The sequence below is a fragment of the Nocardia sp. NPDC023733 genome (assembly GCF_040639775.1).
Classification (GTDB): Bacteria; Actinomycetota; Actinomycetes; order Mycobacteriales; family Mycobacteriaceae; genus Nocardia; species Nocardia rosealba.
The window spans coordinates 764,967-783,520 of sequence record NZ_JBFAAN010000002.1; the positions used below are offsets into that span (position 1 = coordinate 764,967).

An 18,554-nucleotide genomic window follows, 5' to 3' on the forward strand; every position below is an offset into this window, starting at 1 on the left:
TTTGATCATCGACACTCGGAACCTACCGGAGCCACGTCTGGCGGTCATGGGAAGCGGGGAGGAGATCTTATTGGTTGTGGTCTGGCGATAGTCGGCCGTCGTGCGGCGTTGTCTGCGGTGCCGTTCGCGCCTGGGCGCGCGCCAGTGTCCATCGCCGACGCCTTCTTCACCGGTGTCGACTCCCACGAGCAGGCCGCGGCCGTGTGGAACGCCCACCTCGTCGACGAGTCCGTCTGACGCATCGGCACGCGCGGAGGAATTCGGTCGCCATCGATCTGCAACCCGTTCACCCGGCCGTGGCCTCCATACGCCATGCTTGTGCGGTGGTTATAGCGTCTGATGTCGTCCCCGTGCGTGGCAGTGAGTTCTCGGTCCTGTTGCGTCGTGTCCGGGAGGCGAACCTCTTGGACCGGCGGTTGCGGTATTACGGGTGGAAGAGTGCGCTCACCGCGGCGGCTTTCGTCGCTGGTTGGGCGGCGTTTTTCGTCATCGGGGACTCGTGGTGGACGCTGCTCGTCGCGGCGTTCCTAGCGATGGTGTTCTCGCAGATCGCCTTCCTCGGCCACGACGCCGGGCACAAGCAGATCTTCGCGGGCCGGAAGGCCAACTACCTGTACGGCTTGATCGCGGGCAATCTCGCGATCGGGTTGAGCATCGGCTGGTGGACCAGTAACCACGCCCGCCATCACGCCCACCCCAATACCGAGGGCATGGACCCGGACGCGATGGGCGTGCTGGCGTTCTCCGGCGAGCGGGCGCGGACCGGCAAGGGTTGGCGCCGTTTCATCTTCCGATTCCAGGGGTGGTTGTTCTTCCCGCTGCTGCTGCTCGAAGGCGGCAGCCTGCACTGGAAGAGCATCGTGGCGGTTTTCCGCTGGCCGATCGCGAACCGCGTCTGGGAGGGTGCGCTTCTCGCCGCCCACTTCGTCGGTCTGCTGTCGGCGGCGTTCCTGGTGCTGTCGCCGGGCAAAGCGCTGGTGTTCATCGCCGTGCAGCAGGGCCTGTTCGGGCTGTACATGGGTTCGACGTTCGCGCCCAACCATAAGGGCATGGAAGTCCTGCCCGAGGGCGACAACACCGACTTCCTGCGTCGTCAGGTCCTCACCTCGCGGAATGTGCGCGGCAGCTTCCTCGTCGACCTGGCGATGGGCGGCTTGAACTACCAGATCGAACATCACCTGTTCCCGTCGATGCCGCGTGCCAATCTGCGCCACGCGCAGCCGATCGTCGCGGGCTTCTGCGACGAGATCGGCGTGCCGTACTGCGAGACAGGTCTTTTCGAGTCCTACCGGCAAGCGCTGACCCACCTGGACGAGGTCGGCCGCCACGCGAAGTAGGTCAGTGCTCGCAGAGGTAGAACTCCCGCTCGAAGTATTCCTCGTTGTGTTCGTCGACGAAGAACTTGCGTTCGTGCATCAGTTGTTCGCGGAATTCCTCGGCCTGAGCCCTGGTCATGGTCGAGGTGGGTGACCACGGCTGCTGCGGTGGGACGTCGGCGGTCGAGGTGATGGTGACCGACGGGTCCACCAGGAAGAAGGCCACGATCTTTCGGTGACCGTTGCGGGTCGGGTCGTCGAGCCGGAACGGGGCGACACGGTGCTGGTAGATGTTCGGAAAGGCCACGCAGCGGCCGGTTTCGGTGCGGACCGAGCCCAGTTCCTGGTTGAGCGCGTCCTCGTCGTCGAGACCGTAGACCTCGCGGACCCCGGTGCGGTCGTTCTGCTCGTAGTACGGCTCGTCGATGGCGGTGCGGAAGCCGAGCAGGCTGTCGGTGATGTTGTCGCTGTCCCAGTAGTAGATGGCGGTGGCGACGATGCGTTCGTTCAGCATGGCCTCGACATGCCATGAACCACCGGGATATTCGGGCTTGTCCGGGGTGAGGTGGATGTTGGCGAGTTTGACGATCACCTGCAGGCGGCGGCCGCTGAGTGTGACGGTGTGGGTGTCGTCCCGCTCGGGCGGCTGGAATTCGGGCGCGTCGGGGATGGCGGGGCGTCGTTCCTCCCACCACTTCTCCATGGCTTCCTCGTAGGCTTCCTCGGCCGCCTCGTCGTCGTCTTCCGGGGGTTGTGGTTCGGTGTCCTCGTACCAGCCGAACGGGTCGGCGACAATGCGCACTCGTTTCGGTGCACGCAGATCGGTGAGCACGTTCTCCAGCAGGGGCAGCGTCCGGCCGAAGAGCTCGGGGAGGACGGCGGCGAGCTCCTGATGGCGGTCCGGGTCGACATTGTTCACAGAGGAAAGGAACGCCACGGAACCGTCGTCGCCGACCTCGACATCGGTGGGCAACCACTGGAAATTCTTCGAATGCGAGGCCGACTCGGCGTTCTTCTCCGGAGTGGGCCACGGTGCGTCCTCGGGCAGGCTCACACCGCGCACCAGGCAGTACATCGAGGGATGCACCAGATCGAGCACCTGCCCGTCGGATCCCGGATGCCAATCCAGCTCCGCCGCAGGCACTTCCTCCAGCACCCGCACCGCCTCGGCCAACCGTTTGCGCAGATCCTCGTCGACCACCGAGTCCGACTGCCACACCCCGTCGACAGCCGACACCTCGATCCCGCGCTCCGCATCACGAAGCTCGGCGTAATACCCCAATTCATCGAGCACATAACGGATCTGCGCCTGCGTCATCCCCTGCTCGGCCGCCTCCCGCGACCACCGCGCCACGATCTCGGCATCCTCGCGCTTGCGATACCACTCCGCCTTATCCCGGATACTCGCACTCAACCGCATCATCTCGAGCTCCCGCACCGTCCGAACAGGCGCGACACACGCCACATGGGCGGCACGAAAGGGCAACGGAAACAGATCCAACTCAGTCAATTCTCTGATCTCTCAACAGTTCTGCCGCACCCACGGCGGCTCCGCAGATGCACCTGCGACCCTGCCACAGAACTGCCTCCCGACCCATCCCCGTTGGCCGATCCGAGGCCCATGCGACGGCGTGAGGCGACGCATGGGCCCGAGTGTTCAGCGAAGTGCGACCTGGGCGCCGCCCGAGAACATGGAGTCGTGGAGTTCGAGCGAGGTGGGAACGGTACCCGCCGGCACATCGAAGACGACGACCACGTCGACCGAATTTCCCGGATTGATGTCCGACATCATGGCGCTGTCGTCGTTGACGTTGATTCCGGCCATCGTGTCGTTTTCGAACTCTCTGCCCTGATCATCGAAGAGCTTCTGGTTGCTCGCGAAGTAGGACTGAGGCTTACCTCCGATATTGGTGACGGTGAGGTGTACCGCGATGTACTCACCCTGCGCAGTCTTCTGCAGATAGGGATTGTCCCCGATGACCTTCACCGGTGGGTCTACCGCAGTCACCGTGAACTCGAACTTGCCGTCGCGAACGGGCGTACCGGCCGGCGCCGGCCCTTCCTCGGTAGGGGCAGGCGCAGCCGGTTTGGCCGGGGCGGTGGGTTTGCCCACGGCAGTAGTGAACGTCGCGGCGGTCTTGCTGTTGTCGCTGTCGTCGGACAACACGGCCACGCATCCGCCGAACCCGCAGAGTGCGAGAAAGCCACCCACGACGGCCAGAATGATCGTGTTCGCATTGCTCTTGGGCGGCCGAGGAGGGTGGGGATACCCGGGGCGCCCGCCGTAGGGCTGCTGTGGGTAAGGCTGCTGTGGATACGGCGGGTTGGTCAAGTGGGTTCCTCTCCAGCGAGATCTCCAGGGTTACTGCCAGTCGGTAGGAGATCTCCACCGCAGGCCGGGATGTTACGCGGCTAACAGGATTTCAGCGTTTAGCTGCTGTCGGCTTGGGTAAAGGCGGCCTCTGTGTGGTTCACAGACGTGGGTCGGTAGGGGTGGATTCCATGGCGAGGACCGCGAACACGAGTTCGTGGACCCGCCACAACGGTTCGCCGGAGGCGAGGGCGTTGAGGGCGGTCAGGCCGAGGGTGTGTTCGCGGAGGGCCAGGCCGCGTTTGCGGTTGAGGTTGCGGTCTCGTAGGCGGGAGAGGTGTTCGGGGGCTGTGTAGTCCGGGCCGTAGATGATGCGGAGGTATTCGCGGCCTCGGCATTTGATGCCGGGCTGGACGAGTTTGCCCTTGGTGCGGGTGGACAGGCCTGCGTAGGGCTTGATGACCATTCCTTCGCCGCCCGCGCCCGTGAGGTCGAGCCACCAGGTGGTGGCCTCGGCTTCGGCGGACGGGTCCGACAGGTCGACCACGCGGCGGTCGGTGGATCGGAACGTGGTGGGGTCGGCGGCGACCAGGCGGTCGCAGATGTCGAGGTGCCAGCCGTGATCGCGGTCGGCGAAGGTGGTGCCTTCGGCGGCGAGCAGGGCGAACGGTGCGAGCGCCACGCCGTCGAGATCGTCGGTGGGCCAGCAGTAGCGACGGTAGGCGGTGGTGAAGTCGTCGGCGTTCGCGGCGCGGGCGGCCGTGCGATCACGCAGGGCGGTGAGGTCGAGACCGCGGTCGACGCCCGCTTCCAATGCGGCCAGCGCCGAGGGGAGGGCGGAGCGTGCGGCCGCACCGGCCGCGGCGTACTGGGTGCGGATCAACCCGCCCGCCTTGGCCGACCATGGCAGCAGTTCGCAGTCGAGCAGTAGCCAGTCGGTGCCGAGTTCGTCGAACAGCGTCCCGGCGGCGGCCCGTACCCGAGCGAGCAGTGTTTCGGTGAGGGCGGCGTCGCTGAAGAAGGACCGGCCGGTGCGGGTGTAGACGGCACCGGAGTTGCCGTCGGAGACGCCGAAACGTGTTGTGGCAAAGTCCTGGTCGCGGCAGACGAGCACGACGGCACGCGAACCCATGTGCTTCTCCTCGCACACCACCGTGTCCACGCCGGCCGCCCGGTAGTCGGCGAACGCCTCGGTCGGGTATTCGAGATACCCGTCCACCGACGACGTGGACGGCGGCGACATGGTCGGCGGCAACCACAGCAGCAGGCGCGGATCGATGGCGAACCGGCTCATCACCTCTAGCGCGGCCGCCGAACTCTCGGCGTCGACGATGACGGTGCCGTCGTCGGTACGCACGTGCCTGCGCCCGGTGACATCGGCGAGATTCAGCGTCTCGTTGTCACGAACCGATTCGGCCACAAGCGGTTTCACAGGTTCGTAGTACATCCGTTCGGCGGGCACCGCGACGAACGTCTTCTCCGGGTAGCGCAGCGCGGTCAGCTCACCACCGAAGACGGCACCGGTGTCGAGGCAGACGGTGTTGTTGACCCACTCCACCTTCGGTGTGGGCACGTGCCCGTACACCACCATCGCCGAGCCGCGATAGTCGCGCGCCCACGGATAACGCACCGGAAGACCGTATTCGTCTGTCTCGCCGGTGGATTCGCCGTAGAGGCAGAAGTCGCGTACCCGGCCGGAGGCGCGTCCGTGGTATTCCTCCTTGAGTCCGGCGTGGGCGACGACGAGCCGCCCACCGTCGAGCCGCAGGTGGCTGACCAGCTTGTCGATCCACCGCGCCGCATCGTCGACGAACTCCGGTGTCTCCGACTCCAACTGCTCGAGCGTCTCGGCCAGCCCGTGCGACACCGTCACCTGCTTGCCGCGCAACTTGCGCAGCAGCTTCTGCTCGTGATTACCCGGCACGCACAGCGCGTTACCGTTGTCGGTCATGCCCATCACCAGCCGCAGCACCCCCGGCGAATCCGGTCCACGATCCACGAGATCGCCGACGAAGACGGCCTGGCGCCCGTCCGGGTGCGTGGCATCGACCAGGCGTCCGGCCTCGTCGCGCACCAGCACCCAGCCGAGTTCGGTGAGCAGGGACTCCAATTCGGCGCGGCATCCGTGCACGTCGCCGATGATGTCGAACGGTCCGGTGAGTTCGCGCCGGTCGTTCCAGGCTCGTTCGTAGGAGATCGTGACGTCGGCGGGGTCGCTCACCACATAGACCTTGCGGAACCCCTCGCGCCCGAGCTGCCGCAGCGACCGCCGCAGCTCCTGGCTCTGCCGCCGCAGGACATGCCGCTCGAAGGTGCGATCCGTGCGGGTTCGAGTCCGTTCCCACGCAACCGCTTCGGGTGTGTCGAGCACGATCGCGACCGGAAGCACATCGAAAGAGCGTGCCAGCGTGACCAATTCGGCGCGGGCGTGCTTCTGCACGTTGGTGGCGTCGACGACCACCCGTCGACCGGCGCGCAAGCGGATCCCGGCGACGTGCCCCAGCGCGTCGAAGGCGTCTTTCGTTGCGGTCTGGTCATTTTCGTCGTCGGCCACCAGGCCGCGGAAGTAGTCCGAGGACAGCACCTCGGTCGGCTTGAAGTGTTCGCGGGCGAAGGTGGACTTGCCGGAGCCGGAGATGCCGACGAGGGCGACGAGCGACAGCTCGGGAAGGTCGATGTTCATCAGGCGGCCTTACGGAAGAGAGCGAGCTGGGTGGGGGAGCCGGTGCGCGGGTCGTGCTCGCCGACGGGACGGATGTCGACGGTGTAGCCGAAGGTATCGGTCACGCGCGCGGCCCAGTCGGCGAACTGCGCACGGGTCCATTCGAATCGGTGATCGTCGTGACGGTGCCCGTCGAGAGTCTCGTAGTGCACGTTGTATTCGACGTTCGGTGTGGTCACGATGACCGCGCCGGGCGCGGCGTGCCCGAAGACGGCGCGTTCGAGGGCGGGCAACCGGCTCTCGTCGACGTGTTCGATCACCTCCATCAGCACGGCCGCGTCGAAGCCGCGCAGCCGGTCGTCGTGGTAGGTCAGCGCCGACTGGACGAGGGTGATCCTGGCCCGCTGCCGGTCGGGCATGCGGTGGAACTTCAAGCGCCGCTCCGCGATGGCGAGCGCACCGCTGGACACGTCGGCGCCGACGATCTCGGTGAATCGCTGGTCGGCGTGCAGTGCGAGCAGGAGAGTGCCCGGCCCGCAACCGAGGTCGAGGACGCGGGTGGCACCGGTTTCGGCGAGTGCGGCGAGCACCGCGTCGCGGCGCAGCTTCACCAGCGGTGTCCTGCGCTCGCTGGCCTCCACGAGTTCGACCGGGTCCTCGGCGGTTTCGGGCTCGAGCTGGTCGTCGGCGGCGCGCAGTCGTTCGAGCGCGGACTGGGTGAGCGAGTGCCGACCGGCCAGGTAGCGCCGGGCGATGAGTTCGCGGTCGGGGTGGGTGCCGAGCCATCCGGAACCGGCGCGCAGCAGCTTGTCGACCTCGTCGGCGTCGACCCAGTAGTGCTTGGCGTCGTCGAGCACCGGCAGCAGCACATAGAGGTGGTTCAGCGCCTCGGCCAGGCGCACGGTCCCGGTGAGCCGCAGCCGGGTGTAGGGCGAGTCACCCCACTCCGGGAACTGCGGGTCGAGCGGTTCGGTGGTGGTCGATACCTGCCAGCCCAGCGGCGCGAACAGCCGCTCGACGATCTCGCTCCCACCCCGGCACGGCACGGCGGGCACCTCGATCTCCAGCGGGATCGCCGTGCCCGCCAGCTCGGCCCGGTCCCGGCTGGTGCCGTTGAGCGCCGACCGGAACACCTTCCCCAGCGCCACCGACAGCAGGCTCGACGCCACATACGGCCGGTCGTTGACGTAGCGTCCCAGCGCCGAGCTGTGCTGCCCCTTCGCGGGCCTGGCCAATTCCACGGGGTCGATCTCGAGCAGCAGCGCCACCGTGCACCGTTCGGCGTCGGCGCGGGGGTAGAACACATGCGCCGTGCCGCCGGTCGTCGCGAACGACTGCACCCGGTCGGGGTGTTTGACCAGCAGGTACCCGAGATCGGTCGCCGGAGAGTGGGTCGTGGAGATCGTCAACAGCACAGACCGATCCTGTCACGGTCGGTCCAGCTATTTTCTTGCGAAAACCTTCAGGCGAAGGCGAACAGCGGCCCGATCACGACCACGACCGCCGCGGCCCAGGCGCCGTAGACCGGGAGGTAGCGGGTCTGCCAGTGTTCCAGTGCGGTGAAAGGGATTCGGCCGCGCAGGAATCGCAGACTCAGGTTGGCCGACCAGGCCAGGTTCACCAGCAGCACCACATTCATGCCGAGTGCCACGATCTTGTTGGGGCTGGAACCGAATTCGGCGATCCGGGTGGCCATCACCGCCAGCATCATCACATCGACGATCAGGGCGCTCAGCACCAGCACCAGTTGCACACGGTCGAAGAACGCCGGTGGTGCCAGCGGGTCGCGGGCCGAGATCGTGTAGAGCAGCAGGCCGAGCACCAGGACCAGGATGAGGTCCATCTGGATCAGCAGGTCCCGATCGATGCCGGTGAAGCTGCGGGTGGTGGCGAAGGCACCGAGCAGGGCGAGCAGCATCAGAATGGTGAGCGGTGTGAACACCCTGGTGAGCACGGGGGCGATGTTCTCGATCACGTTCTGTTTGGCCTCGACCAGCCACGCCGCGACGATCACCGCACCGGCCGCGCCGAACGGCATGATCCAGCGGGTGATGACCGGTTCGATATCGAAATCGAGGGTTCCGAACGCGGCGGCGGTGAGGGCCATCAGCACGCCACCACCGAGGGCGAGCAGCGTGAGGTAGACGAACCATTCGCCGGTGAACCGGATGAAATCCATGCGCGGGCGGTCCGAGCGCCAGTCACCGCCTGCGTACGCGAGTCCGACCACCAGCCACAGCGCGATCGGGGCGTGGATGCCCGCCAGCACCACGGTCGACCCGCCGTCCTCGAACGGGTACAGATTCAGGACGAGCGCGACCAGCACGAACGGCACGATCAAGGCGAGGGCGACGGGCGCGGTTACCTGCCGCTTCCAGGCGAAATACCCGGTGAGGAAAGGCAGGACGAGAAGGCTCACGTTGAGGGCGAGTGTCTCCTCGTGCAGGAACGTGATGCCGGTCTTCACCGCCAGGCCCGCGGCGAGCGCGATGGCGATCACCATCAGCAGTTCCCGATTGCTCTGGCGCCCACCGTCTTCGGGCATCAGGACCAGCTGTTTCCACAACCGGTCGGAATGCTCACGGGCGAACTCGCGCGAGATCGAGTCCACATTACCCATCCGCTTGACCGCGACGAGAAACGCCTCCTCGCTGCTGAGACCGGCGTCCTGCAGTGTCGAGACCTGTTCGCGCAGATGGTCTTCCATCTCGTCCACATCGGCCACCGAGATCACCCGGTGCCGTTGGACATAACCGCGCCACAGGTCGACGGCGGCGTCGAGTTCGGCATCCATCACGCCCACCCCTGCGTTGCGGCCGGCGGCTGATTGATGCTGCGCCAGACCTGGTCGAGGGCTTCGGCCACGACGGTCCACTGCGCCTGGCGTTCGGCCAAGGCGGCGCGGCCCGCGTCGGTGATGAGGTAGTGCTTGCGGCGGCGGCCGCTGTCGGACACGCGCCAGGCCGAGGACACGTAGCCGAGCCGTTCCAATCGGTGCAGCAGGGGATAGAGCATGCCGTCGGTCCACTGCATGCGGCCGTTGGACAGCGTGTTCACCTGCTCGAGGATGGCGTAGCCGTAGGACTCGCCGTCGGCGAGTATCCCGAGCACGAGCGGCGTGGCCGAAGCCGCTACCAGGTCTTTGTCGATGCGCACAGCACTCCCATACCTAGAACCGTTAGGTATTACCCTAGCAGATCTAGGTATGGGAGACGGGGAACCTCAGCTCAGGTGCACCGGCAGTGTCGCGTGGCCGTTGGAGATGAAACTGGCCACCGAACCGAATTCCTCCGTGGCACCGGCCAATCGGATTCCGGGAAAGCGTGCGAACAGAGCGGGCAGGGCGATCTCGGCCTCGAGCCGGGCCAGCGGCGCGCCGAGGCAGCGGTGCACGCCGTAGCCGAAGGCCAGGTGTTCCTTGTTCACCCGGGTGACGTCGAAGTCGTCGGCGGTGTCGCCGTGCAGGTTCGGGTCACGGCTCGCCCCCGCGTAGGAGGCCAGGATCGGGTCGCCCGCCGCGATGGTCACCCCGTCGAGCTGGATCTCCTCGACGGCGAACCGCAGCGGCAGATGCGCGACCGGCGCCTCGAAGCGCAGCGATTCCTCGACCACATCGGCCCAGGTGGCGTTGCCCTCGCCGACCGCCGCCAGCTGCTCGGGATGGGTGAGCAGGGCGTGCACCGCCTGATCGAGCAGGTTGACGGTGGTTTCGTGGCCCGCGCTGATCACCAGCAGCAAGGTGTCGACGAGTTCCTGCTCGGTGAGCTGAGTGCCGTCGTCCTCGTCGCGGTGGGTGATGAGCAGGCTGGTCATGTCGTCGCCGGGATTGGTGCGGCGGTAGGCGACCAACTCGCCGAGGATGCCGTACATGTTCATGTAGTTGGCCTGCGACTCCTCCGGGCTCAGGGAGGTGTCGAAGATGCCGTCGACGCACTTGCGCAGGCCCGCGTGCAGCGAATCCGGGACACCCATCAGCTCGGAGATCACCTGGATGGGCAGCGGGTAGGCGAAGCGCTCGCGCAGGTCGATCACCTCACCTGCCGGGACGGCGGCGAGTTCGTCGAGCAGGCCCGCGGTGATCTTCTCGATCATCGGGCGCATCGCCACCGTGCGCCGGTGGGTGAACGCGGGTGCGACCAACTTGCGCAGGCGCGTGTGGTCGGCGCCGTAGGCGGTGAACATGTTGTTCACGGCCACCCAGAGGAACAGCGGCCAGTCCGGCGGCACCTCACCCGCGGCGAACGCGGGCCAGTGCTTGGTGGCGGACTTGGACACCCGTGGGTCGGCCAGCAGCTTCTTCAGGGTGGCGGCGTCGGTGACCGACCACGCCCGCACCGCGCCCGGCAGCTCGACGAGCGTCACCGGCCCCCGTGCCCGAATCCGCGCGGATTCTCCCTGGATATCCGCGCCTGCGGGGTCAAGTACCAGTGCCACGTCGTCCATTCAGGTCTCCTCATCGCTCGCACATCACACTGCTTGCGGGGCAACCCTTTTCGGTACGAATGCCCCCGTTTCACGGTAACAGTGCCACCGATCGCGCGCCGATGCTTTCATTCGGTACCACTCGCCGGGAGCTGTACGGCGCGGATGTCGAATCGGCACGTCACAGCCGGTGGGACGGAGGGTGTGGATTTCGCACCCTAGGGCTGGGATTCGTGTTTTTCGCCTAACGGGCCCGGTGAGAGTCTCGATGGAGTCGTTGTCCGCGCCGACAGCGTGCGGGGGACTCGGAATCGAGGAAATCATGAAGAACACAGTTCGGATGAGTGCGCTGATCGCGGTGGCGGCGGGGATGGTCGCGGGCTGCACCGGGGACGACGGGGTCACTGTCCGCCCGACGACCTCGGCCACCGCCACGTCGTCGGTTCCGACCGAATCTCCGGTGGAGCAGACGGTTTCGCCGTCACCGGGCTCGCCGTCGCCGGGGAGTCCGTCGGCTGGGGTGCCGCCGGTGCTCGACACACCGGTGCCGTCGGAGACGGAGCCGCCGGTGGTCACCCCGCCCGCCGATGACATCAGCGGGCCGGATCGGTGTGTCGACCCGGGCTCGACCGGTGTGCGCAATGCCCTGGCCGGCCTCGGTGACGGCTGGGCCGCCTCGCAGGCCTCGCAGGACCGGCCGGGCAGCTGCGGCCGGCTGCTGTGGGTGCGCGCGGTCGGTGGGAATTCGGCGGGCGCACCGATCCACATCATGTTCTTCCACGACGGAAAGTACCTGGGCACAGCGACTTCCGAGGCGTACGCCTTCACCTATGTCGCCGGGTCGAGTGGCGACTCGGTGACCGTGAATTACAAGTGGCTGGTCGGTGACGAACCGTTCGCGGCGCCGCAGGGTGGCCCGGCGGCGATCACCTACAGCTGGACCGGGTCCGGTGTGGCGATGAGTGGTCCGTTGCCGAGCGAGGTCACCCAGCCGCACCGCTGACAGCTCAGGCGGGCTCCGGGTGGAGCACCAGAACGGTGATCTCGCTGGGTGCGAACACCCGCAGCGGCGGGCCCCAGAACCCGGTGCCACGGCTGGTGTAGAGCTGGGTGTTGTTCGCGTGCCTGCTCAGCCCGGCCACGACCGGCTGATCCAGTCGGACCAGGTAGTGGAACGGCCAGATCTGACCGCCGTGGGTGTGGCCGGAGATCTGCAGCGCCACCCCGGCCGCGACGGCGTCGGCGATCTGCTTGGGCTGGTGGGCCAGCAGCACCACCGGCAGGTCGGGGTCGGCACCGGCCAGGGCGGCGGGCAGATCGGGGCCGTGACCGGGGAGTCCGCGTCCGGTCGGGTCGTCGATTCCGGCGATGACCAGGCGGTCGCCGTCGCGGGTGAGGGTGCGGTGTTCGTTGTGCAGTGGCTGCCAGCCCAGGGCGGCCATGTAGTCGATCCAGCCCTGTGCGTCGCCGAAGTACTCGTGATTGCCGGTGATGTAGAAGCGGCCGAGCGGCGCGACCACCTTGCCGAGCGGGTCGACCTGGGTCTGGCGTTTCGCGACCGAGCCGTCGGCGAGATCACCGGCGTGGCAGGCGATATCGGGCTCGAGGCCGTTCACCACGTCGACCACCTTCTCCGACCAGCGCACGCGGTTCAACGCGGCGTAGTGGGTGTCGGTGACGACAACCATCCGCAGACCGTCGAGGCCGGGGGCCAGGCCGCGGATGGCCACGTCGACCGTGCGCACACGCGGCACCCGGCGCGCCTCGTACACACCCCAGCCGGTGAGGGCGAGCGCGGTGATCGCCACCCCGGCCGCGACCGGGCGGGCGGGGTCGTCGACACCGATCACCGTCAGCGCGCCGCGGGCGAACACGCCGATGACCGACCAGGCGAAGAACACCCAGGACACCCCGAGCAGGGCGTCGCCGACGACCACCGCCGGGTCGGATTGGGCCGGGCCGTGCCCGAGGAACATCGCCACGGGCAGGCAGGCGAGCAGGGCCACGGCGACGGCGGTCCCGAGCCAGAACAGCGTTCCGGTGCCGCCGGTGGGTGCCCAGACCAGGGTCCACCAGGGCAGGGCCAGCAGCAAGGCTGGGATCAGCACGAACATCAGGCGTACAGCGAGCTTCACGGGGTCCCGTTCTGCAGGGGCCGCCGGGGTCGCGGCACGAATTTCCCCACCAGCGTAGCGCCCGGATCGCCGCCGGTGCCGTGGTGAAAGCCCAGGCCGGTGAAGGTGGCTGCGTCGCACCGTAATTCGGTATGTGCCGGTGGCAGCCGGGCGCGCTATGCTGCGCGACAGGACATCGCCGTGGGGGCGGGTCGTGTGGGGAGCGGCGTGGCCGCGTCAGCGAAAGGTCGATCATGCGTGGCGTAAACGGGGGAGGGGCGCCTGCGCGCCGATCCAGGCGGGTCCGGCGGACCCTGATCGGGGTCACAGCGGCGGTGTTGCTGCCGTTCGGGACGGCAGTTCCGGCGGGTGCCGACGCCGATCCGAACGCGATCGACTTCGCGGTCGAATCGTCGATGGGCACCGTCAACACGCGCATCGTGCGCGCGGCCGACGGCAACACCGACCGGGTGGTGTACCTGCTCGACGGTGAACGCGCCGAAAACGACCTCAACGGTTGGGAGAAGCACACCTCCATCCCGGCGCAGATGGCGAAGTTCAACATCAATGTGGTGATGCCGGTCGGCGGGCAGTCCAGCTTCTACGCCGACTGGGAGCAGCCGAGCAGCTTCAACGGGGTGAACCCCGACGGGTCGATGCTGCCGAGTGCCGACTCCGGTTCGGCTATCGGTGGCTGGGAGGACACCCAGGGCAAGACCACTGCCTACCAGTGGGAAACCTTCATCACCGAGACGCTGCCCGAGGCTTTGAAGGCGCGGTTGGGGTTCAGTTCCACGCGCAACGGTGTAGTCGGGCTGTCCAGCGGTGGCAGCGCGGCGCTGCTGATGGCGGCGTATCACCCCGAGCAGTTCAGCTACGCGGGATCGCTGTCGGGATACCTGCACATGTCGATGCCCGGCATGCGGGAGGCGCTCGGTGCGGCCATGATCGCCAGCGGCGGATACAACATCGAGGCGATGGCGCCCGCGGGCAGCGAGAAGTGGCGGCGGATGGACCCCTACGGCTTCGCCGAGAAGCTGATCGCGAACAACACCCGCCTCTATATCTCGGCCGGTAGCGCCAAGCCCGCCGATCAGGACCTGTCGTCCATCGACGCGATCACCCAGGGCATGCCGCTGGAAGCGATCGCCCTCGCCAACACCCGTTCGTTCGAAAAGCGCCTCACCGCACTGGGTTACACCAACGTGAGCTACGACTTCCCCGACATCGGCATCCACAACTGGGGCACCTGGGAGCAGGTGGCGATCCGGTTGATGCCGGACATGGCACCCCACATCGGCAAGCCCCTGCCCGCCGGCGCCAAGCCACCCGCCGCTGCCGCGCCTCCGGGTGCTCCCGGTGCGGAGCCGCCGGCCGGTGGTGCACCACCGAAGTAGGTCGTCCCGCAAACCAACCGCCGCTGCCCCACGTGGGCAGCGGCGGTTCGTGTTTCGGCTAGGTTCGTACCCTCCGAGCCGGCCTTGCCTTCGGGCCACTGGATGGTGATGGTCGATCGGTTGCGGTTGGGGGCGTGACTCTTTCGTTCAAGTGGTCAGCTGGTTCTGATCGGCGCGTCGGTCGACCAGCCCCAGGTTGTTTCGGTGTCGGTGGTGATCTCGGCGGGGGGTGCGGTGATCAGGCGGGTCAGGCGTTGGAGTTCGCCCCAGTCTCGGGTCCAGTCGTCGGCCAGGTAGGACGGGATGGATTGCGATCGCATGAGCATGCCGGTCCAGCCGAGGGGGCCGCCGCCGGTGTCGCCCTGCCAGGTTTCGGAGACCTGGGCGTTGAGTTTGTCGGGGAGGATGCGCCAGATCGGCATCTCCGCCACGCCGGCGCGATGATCGAAAGGGCGCTGGCAGGGGAAAGCCAGTCCCACATGCCAATCCGCGAGTACCGGGTTCTCTTCGCCGACCATCGTGTTGAGCGTTGTCAGTTTCGGGAGGCGTGGCGGGGTGAGTGCCACCCACTGCATAGGATCGGGTTCGCCCTCGGTGACGAGGCGAACAGCATTGGTGCCCAGCGGAATCCGGTCCAGGGCGACCGGAAGATTCCGCCACCCGGGTGCGCCGCCCACACTCGGCGGGGTCGCCTCGCCCAACAGCGAGAACGTTCCCCCGGCCTCCCGTCCGAACTCCACGCGGAGCCGCTGTCCCGGCATCGGCGCCCCATCAGGCCCTACTCCTTCGATGCGTCCGGCCACCGTGAGGATCAACACCCGGTAAGCCGGATCACGCTGCACCGCTGCGAGATCCATCCGGAACCACTGGGTGACCAACTTGCTGGCCCGAGGCTCTCCCACGGCGTAACTACCGAGCACCGGCGTCCGCTCCGGAGCGAGCCCGAACGGAAGCGCCACGGTACTCCCGTTGACACCGGCAATTCCTGTCCCGTTTGGTCCTGCGGCTCCAGTCGGTGCGCCATTGCCTGGTCCTGGGACTCCGGCTGGTGCGCCATTGCCAGGTCCTGCGGCAGTGCTCGGCCCGCCGGGAGGGCCCGCCGGGCTGCCGTTCGCCCCGCGCGGTGCTTCGTTGCCACTCGGCTGCCCACCGGGGATGGCGCCATTCTGTCCGCCGGGTGCGGCGCCGGTTGCGCCAGGGCTGCTGGGCCCTGCGCCGCCACCAGGTGCGCTGCTGGGTGCTGGACTTCCAGGTGCTGGGCCGCTGGGACCGCCACCGGGTCCTCCTCCGTTGGGGCTTCCTTGCGGAGGACCGGCCGTGGCTCCATTCGGCCCGGCGGGCGCGCTGCCACTCGGGCCGCCGCTGCTGGGCCCTGCGCCGGCACCGGGCGCCGAACCACCTGGCGCTGGACCGGTCGCCGCACCATTCGGGCCGCTGGGGGCGCCGCCGGGCCCGCTACCTGGCCCTCCACCGCCGGGACCGGAGCCGGAGGGTGGTGCGGACGACTGGCCGGGGCCGGGGTCCGGGGTGAGGCTGCCGATGCCGTTCGGGGTGAAGCCGGTGTTCTCGGCGGCGAGGCTGTCGGCAATGGTGCCGGTGTACGGGGTGAGGAGGGAGTCGGCGGTGTTGGTTTCGACCAGGACGTCGTCGGCCATGGCGCAGGGGTTGCCGGTGAGGGCGCGCAGGTTGGACAGACCGACCGAGTAGGCGGGGTACTGCGAGATCGCCGCCGAGGCAAGCGAACCCACCTCGAAGAGCACCAGCGCTGCCGCTACGAGGGTCAGCGGAGCAATCGGCGCAAGTTTGAAACGGCCGGTTGCAGAACGCTTCCCAGCAGACGGCACCCTCCCGTCGGCCTCCGATGCTCGAGGCTCACCGTCGTTTTCGGTGTCGAGAAGTGATGCCCCATGCGTGTCGACGACTGGATTGCCGCGCTCGGATGTGCTCGGGTAGTCCGCCGCCGACCGGCCGTCATGCTCGGTTGACGGTGAATGGTCGTCGTACTGGGAATCGGCAGGGACGCTGTCGTGCTCGGCGGAGCCTCGCCGGGCCTCGCACTCCGAGGTGCGCGATTGACTGTTGTGGTCGCCAGTGGGTGTCTGCGTGCCGCGTTCGCGTGGGCGGGGTTCGCGATAGTACTGGTAGAGCGCGAAGAGGAGTGTTGCTGCGGTGGCGGTGAGGGCGAGGGTGGACAGGCTTATGTTGTCGAGGGTGGGGGCGCGGTCGGGCCAGGGGACGCCGTAGCCGGAGACGTACCACCAGCCGTTGGAGCCGGTGAGGCTCACCGCGAGGAGGAACAGGACCGCTGCGGTGAAGAGTGTTCGGACATAGGCGGCGTGAATAATCTTGCGGCTCAGAGCGACTGCGGTGACAGCGGCCAGTGCGGCGGCTAGGCCCGCGTACACGCCGAAGTGATGGGTCCACTTGGTGGGTGTGAACATCATCAGCAGCAGAGCCATGAAAACCACTGCGAGCAGACGGGTGACCGGTCCGCGGGCGGTGCGGGGTACGCGCCCGTGACGCAGGGTGGTGAGGACGCCGATGATCAGGCACAGCAGCATGGCGAGGATGCCGAAGCGGCGGGCGAGGGAACCGTCGGGGTTCACCGACAGCAGGGTGTCCCAGCGGGTGCGTTCCTCGAACCAGGACATGTCGGGGCCGACGAGCTGACGGACGCGGGTGGCTTCGAGAACGGTCGCCAGGGTCTGGTCGGCGAACACCACAACCAGAACGAGCGTTCCTGCGGCGGCGATCGGTGCGAGCAGGGTCGCGTATCCGCTCGGTGTGGACCCGGAGCGGGCGACGATGGTGCGTAGAGCCGGGCGCGATGCGGCGAGAAGCGCTGCGGTGCAGATCAAGCCGGTGGGTCCGGCGGCCAGTGCGAATGCCGCGACGAGCACGGCGATGGCTGCTGGTAGTAGACGCCGGGTCGCCACCGCGCGCTCCATCGAGCACCAGGTGACCAGCACCCCGACGGCGACCAAGGGTTCCGGGCGCAGACCATTGTTGTACGGCAGCCAGATCGAGAGGAACACCAGGGCGCCGGTCCACACCGCCCAGCGGTTCACGGCAACACCCAAGCGGGGCAGTACTTCCCGGCTGAGCACCAGCCAGCACACGAGCCCGGCGAGCAACGCGGGCAACCGCATCCACACCCCCGCCTCGCTGACCCTGCTCATCCAGGCGAGCACCTCGTAGGGCCAGCCGAACGGCGCCTCCGCCACCTGGAACCATCGGTAGTAGTTGGCCGTGTACCCGGCCTCGCGCGCGGACCGGGCCATCGTGAGGATGTACCCGTCGTCGGAACTGTTCGCTCCGATCACATGCCACACGACCAGCACGCCCGCCACGGCTGCGTCGACCGCGCGGAACCGCCACCAGCGCATCGGAAGTAGCCGGCGGGTCCGCCTGCCGTCCCGAAGGTCGCTGCGGTGCAGGCAGATCAGCGCCACCAGCGTGCACAGCACCGCACCGATGATCGCCGCCAGCTTCCACCCACTCGGACTCGACGAGAACCGCGCATCGATCTCGGCATGCAACCGCGCGTCACCGAGCCGCCCCCGATCGAGTTCGGTGAACACACCGACAACCTGCGGTCGCACATCCCCCTGCACAGCCGTCCGCGTCACCGCGCCGTCGCGCGCCGCCACTCCGACGATCTCAGCAGTAGTGCTCCCCGCATCGGAGAAAACCACCAGGGCACAACCATTACCCGGCGCCACCTCACTCTGCGGCACTGCCGATGGTGCGCTGCTCGAAGGCGCTCCCGAAGGTGCACCGGGCGCCGAGGACAAGGGTGCGCCACCTACTCCAGGTGCTGCGGAATCGCTTGGGAGACTGGTGAGTGGGACGGCCAGCAATAGGCGGTCGCGCAACACCATTGACAGGGTGCGGCCCTGGTCGGGGCGGTCCTCGATGCGAGCGACCAGGCCCTTGGAGCCTGCCCGGGGAGCTTGGGGTGGGACGGTGGACAGGACGGTCCCGCCGGTGAAACCTTGCAGGGCGGTGCAGGGGATGCGTAGATCGAGGCTCAGCGGCACGTAGTCGACGAGCGGTGCGCTGACCTGTAACGACTTGTCCTGCGGCCAATCCAGGCTTGCTCGCTGTTGCTGCACGGGAAGCAGCGGCACGAGAACCGCCAGCAACAAACCGAGCGCCCCCGCCACGATCCCACCAATTTTCGCTCGGCCGAAGCCGGAATCTCCACCCACGAAAGACGATGCTAGGCCGTCGAACCGGCTCACACCCAGTCACTTCAAGATCACCAGGCTCTGATGGGCGGCATCGCCCGAGAGCCGAACACCACCAGAGCGTGGTGATCGTTTGTCCAGA

The 18,554-nt window shown here is 67.6% G+C and carries 12 protein-coding genes; 3 read left to right on the forward strand and 9 right to left on the reverse strand.

Annotated elements, in window-relative coordinates; translation table 11 throughout:
- The first annotated feature begins 323 nt into the window (after nt 1–323).
- Complete coding sequence (locus tag AB0F86_RS14995; protein ID WP_356986557.1) at nt 324–1,337, forward strand: acyl-CoA desaturase; 1,014 nt, start codon at nt 324–326, stop codon at nt 1,335–1,337.
- 1 nt (nt 1,338) lies between these two features.
- Here AB0F86_RS14995 and AB0F86_RS15000 read toward each other — a convergent pair whose 3' ends face one another.
- From AB0F86_RS15000 to AB0F86_RS15030, 7 genes are all read right to left on the reverse strand, one after another.
- Complete coding sequence (locus AB0F86_RS15000) at nt 1,339–2,826, reverse strand: DUF4246 domain-containing protein (RefSeq protein ID WP_357171683.1); 1,488 nt, start codon at nt 2,824–2,826, stop codon at nt 1,339–1,341.
- Between the two features lie 147 nt (nt 2,827–2,973).
- On the reverse strand, nt 2,974–3,528 hold the full coding sequence (locus AB0F86_RS15005) for a DUF4352 domain-containing protein (RefSeq protein ID WP_356986555.1): 555 nt from the start codon (nt 3,526–3,528) through the stop codon (nt 2,974–2,976).
- Between the two features lie 259 nt (nt 3,529–3,787).
- The gene (locus AB0F86_RS15010; protein ID WP_356986655.1) at nt 3,788–6,313 is read right to left on the reverse strand and encodes a polynucleotide kinase-phosphatase; all 2,526 of its coding nucleotides are present in this window, start codon (nt 6,311–6,313) and stop codon (nt 3,788–3,790) included.
- The gene (locus AB0F86_RS15015; protein ID WP_356986554.1) at nt 6,310–7,704 is read right to left on the reverse strand and encodes a 3' terminal RNA ribose 2'-O-methyltransferase Hen1; all 1,395 of its coding nucleotides are present in this window, start codon (nt 7,702–7,704) and stop codon (nt 6,310–6,312) included. Before AB0F86_RS15015 ends, AB0F86_RS15010 begins: the two co-directional genes overlap by 4 nt.
- A gap of 47 nt (nt 7,705–7,751) precedes the next feature.
- Complete coding sequence (locus tag AB0F86_RS15020) at nt 7,752–9,083, reverse strand: permease prefix domain 1-containing protein (RefSeq protein WP_356986552.1); 1,332 nt, start codon at nt 9,081–9,083, stop codon at nt 7,752–7,754.
- A complete protein-coding gene (locus AB0F86_RS15025; RefSeq protein ID WP_225279002.1) occupies nt 9,083–9,445 on the reverse strand; it encodes a PadR family transcriptional regulator in 363 nt (120 codons plus the stop codon). The genes AB0F86_RS15020 and AB0F86_RS15025 overlap by 1 nt, the downstream gene beginning before the upstream one ends.
- 66 nt (nt 9,446–9,511) lie before the next feature.
- Entirely contained in the window at nt 9,512–10,732 is a 1,221-nt protein-coding gene (locus AB0F86_RS15030; RefSeq protein ID WP_225279003.1) for a cytochrome P450, read from the reverse strand.
- A gap of 301 nt (nt 10,733–11,033) precedes the next feature.
- On the opposite strand from AB0F86_RS15030, the gene AB0F86_RS15035 reads away from it, so the two are divergent.
- The gene (locus AB0F86_RS15035; RefSeq protein ID WP_356986551.1) at nt 11,034–11,714 is read left to right on the forward strand and encodes an LppP/LprE family lipoprotein; all 681 of its coding nucleotides are present in this window, start codon (nt 11,034–11,036) and stop codon (nt 11,712–11,714) included.
- A gap of 4 nt (nt 11,715–11,718) precedes the next feature.
- On the opposite strand, the gene AB0F86_RS15040 is transcribed toward AB0F86_RS15035, so the two are convergent.
- Entirely contained in the window at nt 11,719–12,846 is a 1,128-nt protein-coding gene (locus AB0F86_RS15040) for a metallophosphoesterase (protein WP_356986550.1), read from the reverse strand.
- Nucleotides 12,847–13,160: 314 nt separating this feature from the next.
- On the opposite strand from AB0F86_RS15040, the gene AB0F86_RS15045 reads away from it, so the two are divergent.
- Nucleotides 13,161–14,222 (forward strand): alpha/beta hydrolase family protein, encoded by a 1,062-nt coding sequence (locus AB0F86_RS15045; protein ID WP_356986548.1) that lies wholly within the window; start codon nt 13,161–13,163, stop codon nt 14,220–14,222.
- A 155-nt stretch (nt 14,223–14,377) separates the two neighbouring features.
- On the opposite strand, the gene AB0F86_RS15050 is transcribed toward AB0F86_RS15045, so the two are convergent.
- The gene (locus AB0F86_RS15050) at nt 14,378–18,433 is read right to left on the reverse strand and encodes an arabinosyltransferase domain-containing protein (RefSeq protein ID WP_356986546.1); all 4,056 of its coding nucleotides are present in this window, start codon (nt 18,431–18,433) and stop codon (nt 14,378–14,380) included.
- Nucleotides 18,434–18,554 lie beyond the last annotated feature (121 nt).

Coding starts and splice junctions, on each gene's coding strand:
- AB0F86_RS15030 (WP_225279003.1), bottom strand. CDS start 10,732: ATGGACGACGTGGCACTGGTACTTGACCCCGCAGGCGCGGATATCCAG.
- AB0F86_RS15035 (WP_356986551.1), top strand. CDS start 11,034: ATGAAGAACACAGTTCGGATGAGTGCGCTGATCGCGGTGGCGGCGGGG.
- AB0F86_RS15020 (WP_356986552.1), bottom strand. CDS start 9,083: ATGGATGCCGAACTCGACGCCGCCGTCGACCTGTGGCGCGGTTATGTC.